Here is an 18756-nt window from a genome sequence, read left to right as displayed (position 1 = left end):
ATGAGAATAGTTTTTATCAGCAATATTAAAACTGTGACGGAATGTTGTTTACGGTATTAATTTACGGCCTGTTTGACCTTGCTCAATATTTGCTGAAATGCCGGGAAAACGAAAAGAGAGGTATTTGTTAACGGGGTGATAATTCGCGGTTTAAATATGGCTACACGCTATTTATTTTAATTCCCTGCGGCCTGCTTGCCGGGCGGCACTGCGTTTGCCCGGCCTACAAAACCGTAGGCCCGGTAAGCGTAGCGCCACCGGGCATGTACAACGTTAGCGTTTTTTACCCATCGCGGCCGCCAGCGCATCCATCATCGCGCTGTTGCCTGCAGGCTGGGCGTCACGTCCACGCGGCTTCGCGGCTTTCGCGGCCGGACGCTGCTGCTCGCGGCCCCCGCCGTTGCCGCCGCGGCGCGCGTTGGTGTCACCCGGCTGCTCGTCCAGACGCATGGTCAGGGCGATACGCTTGCGCTGCAGATCCACTTCCAGCACTTTGACCTTCACGATGTCGCCCGCTTTGACCACGGTGTGCGGGTCTTCAACGAACTTGTCGGCAAGGGATGAGATATGGACCAGGCCATCCTGATGCACGCCGATATCCACAAACGCGCCAAAGTTGGTGACGTTGGTCACCGCACCTTCCAGCACCATCCCTGGCAGCAGGTCGTTCATGGTCTCGATACCGTCAGCAAAGGTCGCCGTTTTGAACTCAGGACGCGGATCGCGGCCCGGTTTTTCCAGCTCTTTAATAATATCGGTAACGGTTGGCACACCAAATTTGTCGTCAGTGAAATCAACGGCTTTCAGGTTGCGCAGGGCGCTGCTGTCGCCCATGAGATCCTTCAGCGCCTGCTGGGTGGCGGCCAGGATGCGTTCCACCACCGGGTACGCTTCCGGGTGAACGGTGGAGGCATCGAGCGGGTTATCGCCGTGGTTGATGCGCAGGAAGCCCGCGCACTGCTCAAACGCTTTTGGCCCCAGACGGCTTACCTTCAGCAGCTGCTGACGGTTCTGGAACTGGCCGTTCTCATCGCGCCAGGCGACGATGTTTTGCGCCATCATGCGGGTTAAGCCCGCTACGCGGGTCAGCAGAGGGACGGAGGCGGTGTTCAGGTCAACGCCAACGGCGTTTACGCAGTCTTCCACCACCGCATCCAGCTTGCGCGCCAGCTGAGTCTGGCTCACGTCATGCTGATACTGGCCCACGCCGATTGATTTCGGGTCGATCTTCACCAGTTCCGCCAGCGGATCCTGCAGGCGGCGAGCGATCGAGACTGCACCGCGCAGGGAAACGTCCAGATCCGGAAACTCCTGGGCCGCCAGCTCGGACGCGGAGTAGACGGATGCCCCGGCCTCGCTGACGATCACTTTCTGCGCCGTCACTTTCGGGAACTGCTTCTGCACGTCGAGGTAGAAACGTTCGGTTTCGCGGGACGCCGTACCGTTGCCAATGGCGACAAGTTCGACGTTGTATTTTTCGCACAGCGCCGCCACCACGACGGCCGCTTTCGCTGCCTGGCCGGTGTGCGGATAGATGGTGTCGGTGGCGACCAGCTTGCCGGTGCCGTCAACGACAGCGACTTTTACACCGGTACGCAGACCCGGATCGAGACCCATGGTCGCGCGCAGGCCAGCAGGGGCGGCCATCAGCAGGTCGTGCAGGTTGCGGGCGAACACGTTAATCGCTTCATCTTCGGCGCGTTCGCGCACGGTGCCCATCAGCTCGGTTTCGAGGTGCATCAGCACCTTGATGCGCCAGGTCCAGCTCACCACGCCTTTGCGCCAGCTGTCAGCCGGGGCGTTGTTCAGGCGCAGGCCAAGATGGTCGATGATGATCTGCTCGCAGTGGCTCTCTTTCGGCGGCTCGTCAAACTGCGGGTCGGCGTTCAGGGAGAGCTGCAGCACGCCTTCGTTGCGGCCGCGGAACATTGCCAGCGCGCGGTGGGAAGGGGTGGTGGAAATCGGTTCGTGGTGATCGAAGTAGTCGCGGAATTTCGCGCCTTCTTCCTCTTTACCCGCGACGACGGTAGAGACGATGTGGGCGTTCTTCCACAGGTAATCACGCACTTTAGCGAGGAGGGCGGCATCTTCAGCGAAGCGCTCCATCAGAATGTAGCGTGCGCCGTCGAGGGCGGCCTTGGTGTCCGCTACGCCTTTGTCGGCGTCGATGAATTTCGCCGCTTCGGTATCCGGATCGTGGGACGGCTCGTTCCACAACAGGTCGGCCAGCGGCTCAAGACCCGCTTCAATTGCAATCTGTCCGCGCGTGCGGCGCTTCGGCTTGTACGGCAGATAGAGGTCTTCGAGTTCGGTTTTGCTCAGGGTGCCGTTAATGGCGCTTTCCAGCTCGCTGGTCAGCTTGCCCTGTTCGCCGATGGATTTGAGGATCGCCTGACGACGTTCTTCCAGCTCGCGCAGATAGCCCAGACGGGTCTCCAGGTTACGCAGCTGCGTGTCATCCAGACCGCCGGTGACTTCCTTACGATAGCGTGCAATAAACGGCACGGTGTTCCCTTCATCAAGCAGGCGAACGGCAGCTTCTACCTGTTCGGCTCTGGCCTGAAGTTCACCCGCAATAATGCGGCAGAGCGAATCTTTCATCATGGCTTTATCATCTGTTGAGTCGAAAAAATCAGGGGATAGTTATACGGGCTGACACGGCAAAATGCCAGCCGGGGAGGGCGCTCTCGGACTATTTTACGTAGACGATCTCATTAACGTACCAGCTGGCTTCACCGGCTGGGGTTTGCACGACGGCCAGATCGCCCACTTCCTTTTTCAGCAGCGCGCGGGCCATCGGGGAGTCGATGGAGATGTAATCCTTACGACCAAAAATTTCATCGTAGCCGACGATGCGAAAACGCAGGGTGTCACCGTCGTCGTTTTCAATCTCCACCCACGCGCCGAAGAAGACCTTGCCCTCCTGCTGCGGGGAGTAATCGACGATTTTCAGGTTCTCAAGGCACTTCGTCAGATAGCGTACACGGCGGTCAATTTCGCGCAGCCGCTTCTTGTTATACTGGTAGTCAGCGTTTTCGCTGCGATCGCCCAGGCTCGCGGCCCAGGTCACCTTTTTGGTCACCTCAGGACGCTCTTCGCGCCAGAGGAAATCCATCTCTTTTTTGAGCTTCTCGTACCCTTCGCGGGTGATCAGGGGCGTTTTCATGGTGCTGCCTTTGCTGCCGGTTCTCTGTTTTGCGCACAATACGTACCACACAGTGTAACAGACAGGATTAATAATAATTTATGTGGTGAAATGAAAAGATAAGCTGCTGTTAAATATGCTTTGTAACAATTTCGACTAGAATTTATACCAGAATTAACTGGTCGAATACGTGCACTTTTTTAGAATACGCTGTTACAAAGACTATCCGAACCTTTGGGAGTACACACAATGCAAGAAAACTATAAAATTCTGGTCGTGGATGACGACATGCGCCTGCGTGCGCTGCTGGAGCGTTATCTGACCGAGCAGGGCTTCCAGGTTCGCAGCGTCGCGAACGCTGAGCAAATGGATCGTCTGTTGACCCGTGAATCTTTCCATCTGATGGTTCTCGACCTGATGCTGCCAGGCGAAGACGGGCTCTCTATCTGCCGCCGTCTGCGCAGCCAGAGCAACCCGATGCCGATCATTATGGTAACGGCGAAGGGCGAAGAAGTTGACCGTATCGTGGGCCTCGAAATCGGCGCCGACGACTACATTCCAAAACCGTTTAACCCGCGTGAACTGCTGGCGCGCATTCGCGCCGTGCTGCGCCGTCAGGCGAACGAGCTGCCGGGCGCACCGTCGCAGGAAGAAGCCGTTATTGCCTTCGGCAAGTTCAAGCTGAACCTCGGCACGCGCGAAATGTTCCGTGAAGACGAGCCAATGCCGCTCACCAGCGGCGAGTTCGCGGTGCTGAAAGCGCTGGTTAGCCACCCGCGTGAGCCGCTCTCCCGCGACAAGCTGATGAACCTGGCGCGTGGTCGCGAATACTCCGCAATGGAACGCTCTATCGACGTGCAGATCTCCCGTCTGCGCCGCATGGTGGAAGAAGATCCGGCGCATCCTCGTTATATTCAGACCGTATGGGGTCTGGGCTACGTGTTCGTCCCGGACGGCTCTAAAGCATGAGGCGAATGCGCTTCTCGCCGCGAAGCTCGTTTGCCCGCACCCTGTTACTGATCGTCACCCTGCTGTTCGTCAGCCTGGTGACGACCTACCTGGTGGTGCTGAACTTTGCGATCCTGCCGAGCCTCCAGCAGTTTAATAAAGTCCTGGCCTACGAAGTGCGTATGCTGATGACCGATAAGCTGCAGCTGGAGGACGGCACGCAGCTGGTTGTTCCCCCGGCGTTTCGTCGTGAAATCTACCGTGAACTGGGCATCTCGCTCTACTCGAATGAAGCGGCGGAAGACGCGGGTCTGCGCTGGGCGCAGCACTACGAATTTCTCAGCCAGCAGATGGCGCAGCAGCTGGGTGGCCCGACGGAAGTGCGCGTCGAGGTCAACAAAAGCTCGCCCGTTGTCTGGCTGAAAACCTGGCTGTCACCCAACATCTGGGTGCGCGTCCCGCTGACCGAAATCCATCAGGGCGATTTCTCGCCGCTGTTCCGCTATACCCTGGCGATTATGCTGCTGGCGATAGGCGGAGCCTGGCTGTTTATCCGAATACAAAACCGACCGCTGGTCGACCTGGAGCACGCTGCGCTGCAGGTCGGTAAAGGCATTATTCCTCCTCCGCTGCGCGAGTATGGTGCCTCGGAAGTCCGCTCGGTGACGCGTGCGTTTAACCATATGGCGGCAGGCGTGAAGCAGCTGGCGGATGACCGTACGCTGCTGATGGCGGGCGTGAGCCATGACCTGCGCACCCCCCTGACGCGTATTCGTCTGGCGACGGAGATGATGGGGGAAGAGGATGGTTACCTTGCCGAGTCCATCAACAAGGACATCGAAGAGTGCAATGCCATCATCGAGCAGTTCATCGACTACCTGCGCACCGGCCAGGAGATGCCGATGGAAATGGCGGACCTGAACGCGGTGCTGGGTGAAGTGGTTGCGGCAGAAAGCGGCTACGAGCGTGAAATTGATACTGACCTTCAGGCCGGTGAAATTCAGGTTCGTATGCACCCGCTCTCCATTAAGCGCGCGGTGGCGAACATGGTGGTCAACGCGGCGCGCTACGGCAACGGCTGGATTAAGGTCAGCAGCGGCTCTGAGCTCAACCGCGCCTGGTTCCAGGTGGAAGACGACGGTCCGGGCATCAAGCCCGAGCAGCGTAAGCATCTGTTCCAGCCGTTTGTGCGCGGCGACAGCGCACGCAGCACCAGCGGTACGGGCTTAGGCCTGGCGATTGTGCAGCGTATTGTGGATAACCATAACGGGTTGCTGGAGATTGGTACCAGCGAGCGGGGCGGGTTGAGCATTCGCGCCTGGTTGCCGGTTCCGGTCACGCGGGGGCAGGTGAAAGAGAGTTGAAAAAAGGGTGGCACGAGCCACCCTTTTTTGTAGGTCGGGTAAGGCGAAGCCGCCACCCGACATGGACTACAGTTTTGGACCCGCGCTCACCAGCGCAGCACCCGCCTGGGTATCGGTATACTTCTCGAAGTTCTCGATAAACAGCTTCGCCAGCGATTCCGCTTTCTCGCGCCACTGTTCAGGCGAACCGTACGTATTGCGCGGGTCGAGGATATGCGTATCCACACCCGGCAGCGACGTTGGGATCGCCAGGTCAAACATTGGCAGCGTGAAGGTTTCGGCGTCGTCCAGAGAACCATCCAGAATGGCGTCGATAATGGCGCGGGTATCTTTGATGGAGATACGTTTGCCGGTACCGTTCCAGCCGGTGTTCACCAGGTATGCCTGCGCGCCGGATGCCTGCATGCGTTTCACCAGCACTTCAGCGTACTGCGTCGGGTGCAGCGACAGGAAGGCTGCGCCGAAACAGGCGGAGAAGGTTGGGGTTGGCTCCGTCACGCCGCGCTCGGTACCCGCCAGCTTGGCGGTAAAGCCGGAGAGGAAGTGGTACTGCGTCTGGCTGGCCGTCAGGCGAGACACCGGCGGCAGCACGCCAAACGCATCCGCCGTCAGGAAAATGACCTTCGTGGCATGACCCGCTTTTGACACCGGCTTCACGATGTTGTCGATGTGGTAGATGGGGTAAGAGACGCGGGTGTTTTCCGTTTTCGACGCATCGTCGAAGTCGATGGAGCCGTCGGCACGCACGGTGACGTTTTCCAGCAGCGCATCGCGACGGATCGCGTGGAAGATATCCGGCTCGGCCTCTTCAGACAGGCGAATGGTCTTCGCGTAGCAGCCGCCTTCAAAGTTGAATACGCCGTCGTCATCCCAGCCGTGTTCGTCATCGCCAATCAGGCGACGTTTTGGATCGGTAGACAGGGTGGTTTTCCCGGTGCCGGACAGGCCGAAGAAGACCGCCACGTCGCCTTTTTCACCGACGTTAGCCGAGCAGTGCATGGAGGCGATGCCCCGCAGCGGCAGCAGGTAGTTCATGACCGAGAACATCCCTTTCTTCATTTCGCCGCCGTACCAGGTACCGCCGATCAGCTGGATACGCTCGGTCAGGTTGAAGGCAACAAAGTTTTCGGAGTTCAGACCCTGCTCTTTCCACTGTGGGTTGGTACATTTCGCGCCGTTCATCACGATGAAATCAGGGGTGAAGTCCTGCAGCTCTTCGTCGGTTGGACGAATAAACATGTTTTTCACGAAATGCGCCTGCCAGGCCACTTCGGTGATAAAACGTACGGAGAGACGGGTGTCGGCATTAGCGCCGCAGAAAGCGTCGACAATAAACAAACGCTTGCCGGAAAGTTGATGGGTGACGAGCCCTTTCAGGTGCTGCCAGGTTTCCGGAGAGAGCGGTTTGTTGTCGTTCTTCCCTTTGCCCTTGTCAGCCCACCACAGCGTATCGCGGGTGGTTTCGTCTCGGACGATATACTTATCTTTCGGCGAACGACCGGTAAAAATACCGGTATCGACGGCGATAGCACCAAGGTTCGTCAACACACCGCGCTCGTATCCTTCCAGTGCTGGATTGAGCTCTTCCTGATACAGCGTATCGTAGTCGGGGTTGTAGACGACTTCCTGGACGTCGTGAATACCATAAGCCTTGAGATCTTGCGGGGTTAAACCAGTAACACGCATATCACTGCTCCTTAGCCAATATGTACTGCCTGAAATTGTAGGGTTTTTCTGAGGTTGTTTACCGCGACGGGGCTCATAGATTCACGCATCTGGACAAAACCCTTACTAACGGAAAACGCTGCGACTCCAGTCACAGCGCAGGCGGATTATCGCAGGAATCGCTTTTTTGTTGGGGAAAATGTTCCGAAAAGGTTAAAGGCTGGTGATTTTATCGGAAAGAATGTGAATGTAATCGCATACACGTAAGAAAATTACGTAAGAGTTACATTGGGAAAACGATTCAGCTTGGGGGGTGTTTTATCCCTCAACCCAGCCCTCTTCCCAAACGGAAGAGGGTGAGGGGAAAGAAGTTTAGTGAACCTGCGGATCCGCCGGGGAGGCGTTGTTGCGGATCTCAGCGATATCCATCGAATTGAACACATAGTGCGTACCGCAGTAGTCACAGTGCATATCAATTTCGCCGTCTTCCGCCATGATGCTGTCGATCTCTTCATCCGGCAGGGTTTTCAGTGCGCCAGCGCAGCGCTCGCGGGAGCAGGTGCACTTAAACTCCACGGACTGCGGGTCGTAGACGGTCACTTCTTCTTCGTGGTACAGACGCCACAGCACGTCGGTCGCCGACAGGTTGAACAGCTCTTCCGCCTTGATGGTTTCGGTCAGCGTCGCCAGGTGCTCAAAATCATTGGTCTGCGCGTCCTGCGCAGGCAGAACCTGCAGCAGCATGCCGCCAGCAGCAGGCTGACCATCCACTTCACCGGTGCGGATGAAGAGACGCGTCGGCAGCTGTTCAGAACGCATGAAGTAATCTTCCAGGCAGGCTGCCAGGGTATCGCCTTCCAGACCGACCACGCCCTGATAGCGTTCACCTTCCTCCGGGGAGATGGTGATCACCAGGTAGCCATTACCTACCAGCGTTTTGAGGTCAGCATTTTCAGGCACGTCGCCCTGAACGCGCGCCACGCCGCGCATCTGCTGCTGGTTATTGCCGTTGATCACCGCCAGCGACATTGGGCCGTCACCTTGCAGCTGCACGGTGATATCGCCGGCAAACTTCAGCGTTGCGGTCAGCAGGCTGGTGGCAACCAGCAGTTCGCCCAACAGGGTCTTCACCGGCAGCGGGTAGTTGTGGTTTTCCAGAATCTGTTTCCAGGTTTCGGATACGGTGACCAGCTCGCCGCGCACGGCGAATTGTTCAAACAGATAGCGGTGTAATTGGTCGTGTTGGGCCATTTTCATCTCTCGTGCGGGTGAGGGTTACTCGCTCTCACCGTGTTTAAATTTCATCAGATCGCGGCGCTCTTTTTTATCCGGTCGCCGGTCCGGGTGGGGCATGGTCAGCGCATTCATTTTGCGCGCCAGCGCGGTCTTCTCGCGCTTTTCAATGCTTTCCGCCGTCTCTTCATAAAGCAGGACGGCTTCCGGGGCGGGCCGTCGTTGTTCGGTAATGGCTTTAATCACTACCGTACGTTCATCGTTGCCCTGACGCAGCGTTAAGGTGGCATTCAGCTCAACCAGCTTGCTTGGTTTGCTGCGCTGGCCGTTGTAATGCACCTTTCCGCCGTCAATCATCTCGCGGGCAAGGGCGCGCGTTTTATAAAAACGCGCCGCCCACAGCCATTTGTCCAGTCTTACCCCGTCAGAGGGTTTTTCTTTCATGGCCTCTCCTTCACGGTCAGTGAGGGGATCATCTGGCGGTAGTCGTTCAGTCCCGGGTGGCGCAGATAGCTTTTTTCAGCCAGGCCAGAGTCAGGATTGGTGACGCCCAGACAATAGCGAATGCCAAACCTTGCCGCGGAATCCAGAATGGGCTCGCTGTCGTCAATGAACAGCGTACGTTCCGGCTGCAAGCCCGTCTCTTCCTTCACCGCATGCCACAACCGCTGATCCTCTTTCGGATAACCAAATGTGTGGGTGGAAAGTAATAAATCAAGGTGTGATGCCAGACCCGTATGCTCCAGCTTCACGGCCAGGTTATGGGGATGCGCATTGGTCAGCAAAATACGGCGTTTGCCGCTTGCTTTCAGCGCATCCAGGAACGGAACCGTATCCTCGCGCAGTACGGCGCGTGGACCCTGGGCGGTGGTCATGGCACAAATATCCAGACCGAGGCGCTCGCTCCAGTAGTCCAGACAGTACCAGTTTAGCGTATGTTGCACGGCGCTATATTGCGAACGAATGAATGCCTGCGCTTCTGCCGGGGAGATTCCCTGCTGCTCGCCATAGGTTTCCGGCACCAGCGTTTGCCAGAAATAGTTGTCAAAGGCGAGATCGAGCAGCGTGCCGTCCATATCCAGCAGAACGGTGTCGACCTGCTGCCAGTCGATATCAAGATGCATAGGGGGGGAACTCCAGCCAGAAGAAACGTGCGCGACAGGGTAGCACATCTTGTCGCGCAACGACGTTATCAGATCAGGCTCTCAGAGGAGGGGATCAGCTTAGGATTGAGGCAATTTTCATAATATTGCTGGATCTCTGCAAGCCGGGTGCGCGAGCGCTGGTAGCGTCGCAGGGCCATAAAGCCGTTCCAGAAAATGGCGATCAGCATCGCGGTCATCAGCAGAGAGGTGCCGATGTAGCGCCATAAACCTGCGCTATCCGGCATCCGGTGCAGGCCGATATGGCGCGTGCCGTTGGCGTCGGTATAAACACTCGTGACAATCCCTTCTGCGCTGAACGGCGTTTGCATCAGCATCTGCGCCAGGCGCTGGAACTGGCTCCACTGCTCCTGCGCCGGGTAGTCATAAAGCGCCACCTGCGGGTAAGGCTGATCGACCAGGTCGCTGCCTTCATCGCTTGCAATCACAAAGCCTCCCGGTGCCGGGCTGTTCAGCGCCTGAGCCGCCCGGGTGGTTTCGCGCATCATAAACGGTGATGTGGAGGTGGCGACCAGGTTATCCAGCGATTCAGCACTCACCGGACGCAGCAGCACGTTGACGCCATCCAGTCGTCCCGCTTCGGCGCGCTTTACCAGCGAGTCCCAGTCTTTACTGTTCCCCAGGTTGACCAGGGCATTTTTAAGACGTATGCACTCATCCTGCGAAGAACAGAGATCCTGCGTTTTCAGAACGATGTCACCAAAATCATCCAGCAGAACCATGCCTGATTTTTGAATGGCCGAACGCAGCGCAGGGCTGACGCGCGAATCATCGTCCGGTTTCGGGTGCAGCTGGCGGTTAACCGTCTGGGTAAGCGCCGTGGCTTTATTCACCACTTCTGATTCCGGCAGCGGCAGCGGCGGTGCGTCGTTCCAGATAATTTGCGAGCAATCGAACGGCATAAATGGCGAGTTCTGACGCGTGTTCCATGCCCCCGGCGTGTGAATATTACACATCCCGGTTCCCTTCAGGCGCAGCGTGTCCCCCACGCGCACACCGGCTTCATCCAGTTTGTTGACGCTGGTCGCTTCAATGGTTTGCGCCCCTTTGATCCACGACAGGGTGAATTTGATGGGCATATCCAGCGGCACGAAAAGCAGCAGCATGACTAAGACCAGCGCCGCGCCCCCGGCAATGACCGTGCTGCGAAGCCAGTGCTGAAGCGGGAAATTTTTCACTTCATCATGCAGGGATAAGAAGCGTCCCTGACGCACAACGTGGCGGTCAAGGTAGATATCAATATCGGTTTTCTGGCCTAAATCCTGCGCGATCCACGGTTGCCAGTGGCGCGGGTAGATCAGGTCAATAATCCCGAGCGAGATATTGTTGAGGTGTTCCTGATCGTTTTCACCGAACAGACCCCAGCGCTTTGGCGTCCCGCGCAGGCAGTGGATCTCGCGCAACGAGGTTTTGGCCGGCGGAGCAAAGAGCCCCCAAAGCCCGCCCGCCAGCAGCAGCACCGCACCGCCCGCCAGCCAGGGGACAAACACATCCGGCGTCAGCAGGCAGAAAAAAAAGAGCAGGAAGGCGGCGACGATCAGCAGGGCTTCACGAATGCCGTCCGGGCGGCTCAGGGCGTACTCTTCATGCGTCTCCTGACGAATGTTCAGCAGTTCAATCTGCTCTGTCTCTTCGCCACGAATAGAAGCCTGCGTCGAACTGGCGCGCTCCAGCGCAAAACGCGGGGCTTCCTGAAGATATTCATTCAGCGTGTGACCGTTAAGCGAGATAACCAGAGGCAATGAATCGGTGTGAATCAGCTCAACGCTGTTTTCGTCATTAATGTATTGCTCCCAGGACGGAGGGAGATGCACTTCGACGGAATCAAGGTAATAGCGCCACTTGTTGGGGTCATCAGTCGTGATGCCGTAGCGCGTGATGGAACGCGTCACGCAGAGCACGGTATCACTCTGCGCATTAAGCTTTAACGCCACGGGCGCAGCGGTGGCACCCGTTGGCCCAGGCGTGAGCTGAGTACGGTTCAGGATTTCGAGATAGTTTTCAACCGCATCGCGCTCGTCTTGCGTGAGTTTACGTGTGGTCGCGCCCGCAAATGCAGTTAAAAAAGGCAGGCGATAACGGCGCTGTATGCGGCGCCTGTACAACCACCCTGCAACCAATGCGCCGGCCAGCATAGCAGCGAGAACAATCAAAATGGTGCTCATGCTTTCCCCATCTTACTTATCTTCTTACAGGTGTAGTCAGTAGCACCTTTACATTGAATGAGAGTCTGTGGCTGGCTATCGGCAAGTATGGAGTCGAACTTGAGCATTCTGAAGCGCATCCCAGTGACCGGTGATGATAGCAAAGCCTGTTATGGCGCGATATCAGCAAATTCCTGGAAACATTTCAACCTCTTGACATTTGTTTTGAATTGAGGATTGATCCCTGCTACGTTGCATAAATGTAAATAAAGAACGATTGACATTGCCGAAACCGTGCGGCGTATCGCACAATAACGCCAGTTCTCACTGCTAAGACCCATCACGATGAGCAAACCACTACAAAAACCCACCATTCTGAATGTTGAAACAGTCGCAAAATCGCGCCTGTTTAATGTCGAAAGTGTGGATCTGGAGTTCAGCAACGGTGTGCGTCGCGTTTATGAACGTATGCGCCCCTCGTCGCGCGAAGCGGTGATGATTGTGCCGATTGTCGACGATCATCTGATTTTGATCCGCGAATACGCTGTGGGAACGGAATCTTACGAGCTTGGGTTCTCGAAAGGGCTGATCGACCCGGGCGAAACCGTCTTTGAAGCGGCAAACCGCGAGCTGAAAGAAGAGGTGGGGTTCGGGGCGAATGAGCTTTCATTCCTGAAAAAACTGAGCATGGCGCCGTCCTATTTTTCCAGCAAAATGAATATCGTGGTGGCTGAAGATCTCTATCCTGAATCGCTGGAAGGGGATGAGCCGGAGCCGCTGCCGCAGGTTCGCTGGCCGCTGGCGCATCTGATGGACCTCCTGGAAGACCCTGACTTTAATGAGGCTCGCAACGTGAGCGCGCTGTTCCTGGTACGGGAGTGGCTGAAGGGGCAGGGGCGACTGTAGGCCATAAAAAAGCCGGGTGGCGGCTTCGCCTGACCCGGCCTACGCTGTATTGCCCGGTTTTTACCGGGCATTTTTACATTTAGAACAGCTCGTGCGTTTCGCCGTTATCGATAATCTCTGTACCCACCTCATGCACCGCCTGTGTGGTTGGCTGTGTGCCCTCGATGAAATACTCCTCGCGACTATTACCGCCGTTGGCGAGCTGGCCCGTGCTGCGGTCGATATTGACCGTCACCACGCCTGGCGGTGGCGTCAGCGGCTGCTCCGGCACGCCTTCAAGAACGGCCTTCATGTAGGCGTTCCAGGCTGGCTGCGCGCTCTTCGCGCCGCCTTCATAGCCGGAAATCTGATCTTTAATTGCGCCGGAGGCCGTGGTACGCCCTAAATCGCGGCGGTGATCGTCGAAGCCGATCCAGACCGAGGTCACCACGCCCGGACCGTAACCGGAGAACCACGCGTCTTTCGAGCTGTTGGTTGTCCCCGTTTTACCGCCGATATCATGGCGCTGCAGATCGCGTCCTGCGCGCCAGCCGGTACCCTGCCAGCCTGGCTCACCGAAGATGTTGGTGTTCAGCGCGCTTTTGATCAGGAAAGACAGCGGCGTGTTGATCACATGCGGGGCGTATTCCTGCGCGCCGGTCTGCGCCACCAGCGCCTGGTTCGCCTGCTCGAGCTGCGGCTGCGGCACCACGCCGTTCTGCTGCTCCTGCGACACGGCAGGATCTTCCATGTCCTTGTTTTCAAGTACTTCAGATTTCGGCGTATTGCCATAAATGACCGGAATATCGCAGTCAGGGCAGGCAATTTTCGGCTTCGCCTCGAACAGCACGCCGCCCTGATCGTTCTCGATCTTGCTGATGAAGTACGGGTCAATCAGGAAGCCGCCGTTGGCCATCACCGAGTATCCACGCGCGACCTGAAGCGGCGTAAAGGAGGCTGAGCCTAACGCCAGCGACTCGGTGCGAACGATGTTCTGCGCCGGGAAACCGAAGCGCTGCAGATACTCTGCGGCATAGTCGACCCCCATGGCGCGCATGGCACGCACCATCACCACGTTTTTCGACTGTCCCAGACCCTGACGAAGACGAATCGGGCCGGCATATTCCGCAGGGGAGTTTTTCGGCTGCCAGTCGGAACCCGCCCCCTCATCCCAGCGGGAGATTGGCACGTCGTTGAGGATGCTGGCGAGGGTCAGGCCCTTATCCATCGCGGCCGTGTAGAGGAACGGTTTGATATTCGAACCGACCTGACGCAGCGCCTGGGTGGCACGGTTAAATTTGCTCTGGTTGAAATCGAACCCGCCTACCAGGGCCAGTACAGCGCCGTTCTGCGGATTGATAGAAACCAGGGCCGAGTTGACGTCCGGCACCTGCGCCAGCCACCAGGATTCGCCAACCTTGCGCACCCAGATTTGCTGCCCGGTCTGTACCGCATCGGTCACTTTACGCGGCGTGACGCCCTGCAGGGTATCCGAGCGGTACGGACGCGCCCAACGGATACCGTCCATGCGCAGGGAGACGGACGTACCGTCCGCGAGCGTTGCAACGGCTTCCTGAGGATCGGCCTGCGTCACCACCGCAGGAAGGAGCGGCCCGTAGGTAGGCAGTGCTCTCAGCGTACTGATGATTTTTTTGCTGTCCCACGCGCTTTCGCCCACCTTCCAGAGCACGTTTGACGGGCCGCGATAGCCGTGACGCATATCGTAGTCCATCACGTTGTTGCGCACCGCGTCCTGCGCCGCCTGCTGCACTTTACGGGTGACGGTGGTGTACACGCGATAGCCATCTTCATAGGCCTTGTCGCCATAACGGTTCACCATCTCCTGGCGAACCATTTCGGTCAGGTAAGGCGCAGAGAAGGCGATCTCCGGGGCGTGGTAGTTAGCGTCAATGACGTCGTTGCGCGCCTGGTCGTACTCGCTCTGGCTGATATAGCCTTCGCTCAGCATACGTGACAGGACGACGTTACGACGCGCGGTGGCGCGATCGAGCGAGTAGAGCGGGTTAAAGGTGGACGGCGCTTTTGGCAGACCGGCGATGGTGGCCATTTCGCTTAAGGTGAGTTGCTCCACAGGCTTACCGAAGTACACCTGCGCGGCCGCCCCCACGCCATAGGCACGGTAGCCCAGGTAGATTTTATTGAGGTACAGCTCAAGGATCTCGTCTTTGCTCAGCAGCTGCTCAATACGGATCGCCAGGAACACCTCTTTGATCTTACGGGTCAGCGTCTTTTCAGGGCTGAGGAAGAAGTTACGCGCCAGCTGCTGCGTAATGGTACTCGCCCCCTGAGAGGCGTGACCAGAGAACAACGCAATGCTCGCGGCACGGAAAATCCCCACCGGATCGACACCGTGGTGCTCGTAAAAACGGCTGTCCTCCGTGGCGATAAAGGCTTTCACCATCACGGGTGGAATTTGGTTTAAGGTCAGCGGGATACGACGCTTCTCGCCATACTGCGCCATGAGCTCGCCATCGGCGCTATAGACCTGCATCGGGATCTGGAGACGCACATCGCGAAGCGTGGCGACATCAGGTAGCTGTGGCTCAATATATTTGTACAAACCGTAAATCGAGCCTGCTCCCAGCAGAATGCAACAGACTGCAAGGATGAATAAATACTTTACGAACTTCACCGGAGATTTCCCATTTGGTTTCACTTGGGCAGTTTCTAAACAATCGCGCGGTAGTATAAAGGCAAGCCTGATTCATTGATATAGCCGTCAGGGCGACGGGCGATAAGGAGATCGTGAAGCATGGCCTTCAAAACATGGCAAACGGGCGTTCACATTCAACAGGATAGGGTGCTGATCGTGGCGCTGGACCGGGAGAAGTCCGGCTGGCGTCTGCGGCGCTGGTGGGCAATCCCGCTGGCTGAAGGCATCATTCGTGACGGCAAAATTTGTCAGCCAGAACAGCTGGTTGATGCGTTGCGCGACTGGCGAAAAACGCTGCCGCACGCCCATCGGGTGTTCCTCTCTTTCCCGGCAGCACGCACTCTGCAGCGGTCGCTTCCTCGCCCGACCGTTGCGCTGCGCGACAGCGAGCAGCTCTCATGGCTGGGTAGCGCGCTCGCCCGCGAACTGGAGATGTCTGCCGATACCCTCTGTTTCGACTACGCCCAGGATACCTTCAGCAATACCTTTCACGTGACGGCCGCACAAAACAACGAGGTCGATACCCTTCTGGCGCTGGCGAAAACGCTGCGTTTGCGGCTGGTGACCATTACCCCGGATGCCAGCGCGCTGACGAATCTTCTTCCCGCAGTGGCGCCGGCGCAGTGCGTTGCCTGGCGGGACGATCGTCAGTGGCTCTGGGCGATGCGCCACCAGTGGGGACGCCGCTTAACTACCGAAGCAGAAAACGTGGCCGAGCTGGCGGCGCTGCTGGCGCTTGGTCCGGATGACATCGCGCTGTTTGATTGCCAACGTGATCCGTGGGAAATCCTGGAACGCTGCCATGCTCCGCTGCCGGAATGCGGGGCTGATTATACCGTCGCGCTGGCGTTGGCCATGAGCGAGGTGCCCGGATGAGCATCCTGAATTTTCTGCCCTGGCGACAGCAGCGGCGCGCGCGATGCCTGCGTTTCTGGGGCGCAATGTGTATCGGCACAGTACTGTTGATGTTCGTAGTCATTGTTTGTCTGCGGATGAACCAGTTCGTGAAACTGCGCGCGCTGCAAACGGATCTGACGGGAATGCAGTCCGTGCAGCACGCGCTTGTCGCCCGGCAAAAACTGGCCGCACAGGCGCAGCTCCCCGTGCAAACCAGGCAACGACGCGCATGGCAACCGGTGCTGGCCTCCCTTTCCCGCGCCATTCCTTCACAGGTCTGGCTGACAGAGCTGCGCTATCAGCCGCCTGCGCTGATATTGACCGGTTACGCTATCACCCTGCCGGCCCTCTCTACTCTGCGCGATGCGCTTGGCCAAATAGCGGGCTTTACGCCCGGGACGCCGGGCGAGCTTCGGCAGGATAGCCGGGGGCACTGGCTGTTTACGCTTCATCTCAAAAGTGAGGGGTAACGCGTGAAAACCTTGTTAGAACGCTGGTGCGAAAGCCGTCCCTGGCATCGGGTACTCTACTGGTGCCTGGGGAGTCTCCTGGCAGGGCTGGTCGCGTGGGGCGCGTTGCTCAGACCGGTAGACAGGCAGTGTGCTGAACAACAACGCCAGCTGATTGAGAATGCAAGCACTAATGCATCGTTATGGCCTGTTGTCAGAAAGGGGCCGTTTCGTCCGGACGCTGCAAAGGCACGGGAGCTGGCGCCATTCTCCCCGCTCGATTTTCAGAACGATGAGACGACGCTGGTTCACTGGAAGCCGCTGCAGAATGGAGGGGAACTGACGCTGGATACGGAGTGGCAGGCCATTCCGGAACTTTTTTCCCGTCTGGCACAGCAGGATGTGCAGATCGCCGCTTTCGCGATTGCGCCACAAGGTACGGCGTTGCGCCTGCAGTTGGAGCTGGAACATGCGAAATAGCGCGCGATGTTTGCTGGTTTGCTCAGTGCTGCTATTGACCGGTATGCGCGATCCGTTTCGTCCTCCGGACGATCCTTGCGCCATTGGCGAGCTGGCGCAGTGGCGCTTTCGCGGCATGGTGGAAGGGCAGGAGACTATCGGCATTTTACAGGATGGGCAAAAGCGCTGGCACCGGCTGAAAATGCATGAGCGCTTCCCGGCTGGCTGGAGGATAACCGCCGTCAATGCAGCGGAGCTGGCAGTTGATGTGGGTGACACCTGTGACCCGGGAAAATGGACGTGGCAACGAGAAGGAACGGATAAAAATGAATTTACGGATAATGCTGTGGCTGCTGGCGTTCAGCCAACCGCTGTGGGCCGCCGCGCCAAAACCGGTCACGCTGGTGGTGGATGACGTGCCTGTGGTCCAGGTGTTACAGGCCCTGGTCGCACAGGAGAACCGTAATCTGGTGGTATCGCCTGATGTCAGCGGTACGCTTTCGCTTAACCTGACGCGCGTTCCCTGGAGACAGGCGTTACGGACGGTCGTCTCCAGCGCCGGACTCGTCTTGCGCGAGGAGGGCGGTATTTTTTATGTGCATACCGCGGCCTGGCAGCGTGAGCAGCGGGAGCGTTCAGAACAGGAACAGGCGCGTCGACAGCTTGATGCCCCGCTGGTCACTCAGGGCATTCCCTTTTCTTATGCGGATGCCGGGGAGCTGCAAAAAGCCGCGGAAAAACTCCTGAGCCCAAAGGGGAGTTTATCCGTCGACAAACGTACTAACCGTCTGCTGATTCGGGATAACCAGGCTGCGGTGGATACGCTGCAGCGCTGGGCCGCCCAGATGGATATTCCCGTCGAGCAGGTCGAACTGGCGGCGCATATTGTGACCATTAACGAAAAAAGCCTGCGTGAGCTGGGGGTGAAGTGGAATCTCGCCGACGCTACCGATGCGGGCAAGGTGGGACAACTGACGACGCTGGGCAGCGATCTTTCTGTTGCCAGCACCACCAGCCACGTGGGGTTTAATATCGGTCGGATTAACGGCAGGTTGCTTGATCTGGAACTTTCAGCGCTGGAGCAAAAACAGCAGGTCGATATTATCGCCAGCCCGCGGCTGTTGGCCTCGCATATGCAACCTGCCAGCATTAAGCAGGGCAGTGAGATCCCGTATCAGGTCTCAAGCGGGGAAAGCGGCGCCACCTCCGTTGAGTTTAAAGAGGCGGTTCTCGGAATGGAGGTCACACCGGTGGTGTTGCCGGGGGGACGCGTGCGCCTGAAATTACACATCAGCGAAAATATGCCGGGACAGGTTCTGCAGCAGGCCGATGGCGAAACGCTGGCTATCGATAAGCAGGAGATAGAAACCCAGGTGGAGGTAAAAAGTGGAGAAACGCTGGCGTTGGGCGGAATATTTTCCCAGAAGAACAAAACCGGCACTGACAGCGTACCCGGTCTGGGAAGCATCCCTTGGATTGGATCGCTTTTTCGCCATGACGGGAAAGACAACGAACGGCGTGAATTAGTGGTGTTTATTACACCACGTCTGGTCGGTATTCGCTGACGGGTAACGATCCCCGCAATGATTTTGCATTCAGTTTGTTGCAGATGTTTGACGTGGGGCATGAATTAGCATACAAGGAGTACCGATTTGAGTTGGACTTACGTCTTATTACCTTATGCGCCCGGCGCGGTGATTTAATCAGTTGCCAAACAAGCCGGAGTATTG

16 protein-coding genes are annotated in these 18756 nt (G+C 57.6%); 8 read left to right on the top strand and 8 right to left on the bottom strand.

Annotation, left to right across the window (positions count from 1 at the left end):
- Positions 1–273 precede the first annotated feature (273 nt).
- Together ACOTXI_RS16680 and greB are read right to left on the bottom strand one after the other, a co-directional pair.
- On the bottom strand, positions 274–2604 hold the full coding sequence (locus tag ACOTXI_RS16680) for a Tex family protein (protein WP_025910299.1): 2331 nt from the start codon (positions 2602–2604) through the stop codon (positions 274–276).
- An 88-nt stretch (positions 2605–2692) separates the two neighbouring features.
- A complete protein-coding gene (gene greB, locus ACOTXI_RS16675) occupies positions 2693–3166 on the bottom strand; it encodes a transcription elongation factor GreB (RefSeq protein WP_008503048.1) in 474 nt (157 codons plus the stop codon).
- A gap of 228 nt (positions 3167–3394) precedes the next feature.
- On the opposite strand from greB, the gene ompR reads away from it, so the two are divergent.
- Complete coding sequence (gene ompR, locus ACOTXI_RS16670; RefSeq protein ID WP_001157751.1) at positions 3395–4114, top strand: two-component system response regulator OmpR; 720 nt, start codon at positions 3395–3397, stop codon at positions 4112–4114.
- A complete protein-coding gene (gene envZ / locus ACOTXI_RS16665; RefSeq protein ID WP_008503047.1) occupies positions 4111–5457 on the top strand; it encodes a two-component system sensor histidine kinase EnvZ in 1347 nt (448 codons plus the stop codon). Before ompR ends, envZ begins: the two co-directional genes overlap by 4 nt.
- A 66-nt stretch (positions 5458–5523) precedes the next feature.
- On the opposite strand, the gene pckA is transcribed toward envZ, so the two are convergent.
- The 5 genes from pckA to ACOTXI_RS16640 all read right to left on the bottom strand — a co-directional run bounded on the left by pckA (position 5524) and on the right by ACOTXI_RS16640 (position 11683).
- Complete coding sequence (gene pckA / locus ACOTXI_RS16660; protein ID WP_058654962.1) at positions 5524–7143, bottom strand: phosphoenolpyruvate carboxykinase (ATP); 1620 nt, start codon at positions 7141–7143, stop codon at positions 5524–5526.
- Positions 7144–7494: 351 nt separating this feature from the next.
- Entirely contained in the window at positions 7495–8379 is an 885-nt protein-coding gene (gene hslO, locus ACOTXI_RS16655) for an Hsp33 family molecular chaperone HslO (protein ID WP_161958630.1), read from the bottom strand.
- Between the two features lie 18 nt (positions 8380–8397).
- Positions 8398–8799: a ribosome-associated heat shock protein Hsp15 gene (gene hslR, locus ACOTXI_RS16650; protein WP_008503044.1), complete on the bottom strand. Its 402-nt coding sequence runs from the start codon at positions 8797–8799 to the stop codon at positions 8398–8400.
- Complete coding sequence (yrfG, locus tag ACOTXI_RS16645; RefSeq protein WP_008503043.1) at positions 8796–9479, bottom strand: GMP/IMP nucleotidase; 684 nt, start codon at positions 9477–9479, stop codon at positions 8796–8798. The genes hslR and yrfG overlap by 4 nt, the downstream gene beginning before the upstream one ends.
- A gap of 68 nt (positions 9480–9547) precedes the next feature.
- Positions 9548–11683 (bottom strand): intracellular growth attenuator family protein, encoded by a 2136-nt coding sequence (locus ACOTXI_RS16640; protein WP_008503042.1) that lies wholly within the window; start codon positions 11681–11683, stop codon positions 9548–9550.
- A gap of 324 nt (positions 11684–12007) precedes the next feature.
- Here ACOTXI_RS16640 and nudE point away from each other — a divergent pair, with 324 nt between their 5' ends.
- The gene (nudE, locus tag ACOTXI_RS16635; RefSeq protein WP_008503041.1) at positions 12008–12568 is read left to right on the top strand and encodes an ADP compounds hydrolase NudE; all 561 of its coding nucleotides are present in this window, start codon (positions 12008–12010) and stop codon (positions 12566–12568) included.
- A 79-nt stretch (positions 12569–12647) separates the two neighbouring features.
- Here the strand turns inward: nudE and mrcA are convergent, their stop codons facing one another.
- A complete protein-coding gene (gene mrcA, locus ACOTXI_RS16630) occupies positions 12648–15200 on the bottom strand; it encodes a peptidoglycan glycosyltransferase/peptidoglycan DD-transpeptidase MrcA (RefSeq protein WP_058654960.1) in 2553 nt (850 codons plus the stop codon).
- Between the two features lie 120 nt (positions 15201–15320).
- Here mrcA and pilM point away from each other — a divergent pair, with 120 nt between their 5' ends.
- From pilM to hofQ, 5 genes are read left to right on the top strand one after another with little or no spacing between them, the layout of a single operon-like run.
- Positions 15321–16097, top strand: coding sequence for a pilus assembly protein PilM (gene pilM, locus ACOTXI_RS16625; RefSeq protein ID WP_008503039.1), 777 nt, complete (start codon positions 15321–15323; stop codon positions 16095–16097).
- A complete protein-coding gene (locus ACOTXI_RS16620; RefSeq protein WP_045409130.1) occupies positions 16094–16588 on the top strand; it encodes a PilN domain-containing protein in 495 nt (164 codons plus the stop codon). The genes pilM and ACOTXI_RS16620 overlap by 4 nt, the downstream gene beginning before the upstream one ends.
- 3 nt (positions 16589–16591) lie before the next feature.
- The gene (locus tag ACOTXI_RS16615; RefSeq protein ID WP_008503037.1) at positions 16592–17047 is read left to right on the top strand and encodes a hypothetical protein; all 456 of its coding nucleotides are present in this window, start codon (positions 16592–16594) and stop codon (positions 17045–17047) included.
- Positions 17037–17441 carry a HofP DNA utilization family protein gene (locus ACOTXI_RS16610; protein WP_032623079.1) on the top strand — a complete coding sequence of 135 codons (405 nt, stop codon included), beginning with the start codon at positions 17037–17039 and terminating at the stop codon, positions 17439–17441. Before ACOTXI_RS16615 ends, ACOTXI_RS16610 begins: the two co-directional genes overlap by 11 nt.
- Positions 17353–18591, top strand: a complete 1239-nt coding sequence (gene hofQ, locus ACOTXI_RS16605) for a DNA uptake porin HofQ (protein WP_058654958.1) — start codon at positions 17353–17355, stop codon at positions 18589–18591. Before ACOTXI_RS16610 ends, hofQ begins: the two co-directional genes overlap by 89 nt.
- Positions 18592–18756 lie beyond the last annotated feature (165 nt).

The sequence above is a fragment of the Enterobacter cloacae complex sp. BZL2005 genome (assembly GCF_049238885.1).
Classification (GTDB): Bacteria; Pseudomonadota; Gammaproteobacteria; order Enterobacterales; family Enterobacteriaceae; genus Enterobacter; species Enterobacter roggenkampii.
Note: the sequence above shows the minus strand (reverse complement) of the source record. Positions and strands in the feature narration are given on the sequence as shown.

What these genes read in the sequence shown, in the direction of transcription:
- ACOTXI_RS16680 (WP_025910299.1), bottom strand. Translation starts at nt 2,604, where the DNA reads ATGATGAAAGATTCGCTCTGCCGCATTATTGCGGGTGAACTTCAGGCC.
- greB (WP_008503048.1), bottom strand. Translation starts at nt 3,166, where the DNA reads ATGAAAACGCCCCTGATCACCCGCGAAGGGTACGAGAAGCTCAAAAAA.
- ompR (WP_001157751.1), top strand. Translation starts at nt 3,395, where the DNA reads ATGCAAGAAAACTATAAAATTCTGGTCGTGGATGACGACATGCGCCTG.
- envZ (WP_008503047.1), top strand. Translation starts at nt 4,111, where the DNA reads ATGAGGCGAATGCGCTTCTCGCCGCGAAGCTCGTTTGCCCGCACCCTG.
- pckA (WP_058654962.1), bottom strand. Translation starts at nt 7,143, where the DNA reads ATGCGTGTTACTGGTTTAACCCCGCAAGATCTCAAGGCTTATGGTATT.
- hslO (WP_161958630.1), bottom strand. Translation starts at nt 8,379, where the DNA reads ATGAAAATGGCCCAACACGACCAATTACACCGCTATCTGTTTGAACAA.
- hslR (WP_008503044.1), bottom strand. Translation starts at nt 8,799, where the DNA reads ATGAAAGAAAAACCCTCTGACGGGGTAAGACTGGACAAATGGCTGTGG.
- yrfG (WP_008503043.1), bottom strand. Translation starts at nt 9,479, where the DNA reads ATGCATCTTGATATCGACTGGCAGCAGGTCGACACCGTTCTGCTGGAT.
- ACOTXI_RS16640 (WP_008503042.1), bottom strand. Translation starts at nt 11,683, where the DNA reads ATGAGCACCATTTTGATTGTTCTCGCTGCTATGCTGGCCGGCGCATTG.
- nudE (WP_008503041.1), top strand. Translation starts at nt 12,008, where the DNA reads ATGAGCAAACCACTACAAAAACCCACCATTCTGAATGTTGAAACAGTC.
- pilM (WP_008503039.1), top strand. Translation starts at nt 15,321, where the DNA reads ATGGCCTTCAAAACATGGCAAACGGGCGTTCACATTCAACAGGATAGG.
- ACOTXI_RS16620 (WP_045409130.1), top strand. Translation starts at nt 16,094, where the DNA reads ATGAGCATCCTGAATTTTCTGCCCTGGCGACAGCAGCGGCGCGCGCGA.
- ACOTXI_RS16610 (WP_032623079.1), top strand. Translation starts at nt 17,037, where the DNA reads ATGCGAAATAGCGCGCGATGTTTGCTGGTTTGCTCAGTGCTGCTATTG.
- hofQ (WP_058654958.1), top strand. Translation starts at nt 17,353, where the DNA reads ATGAATTTACGGATAATGCTGTGGCTGCTGGCGTTCAGCCAACCGCTG.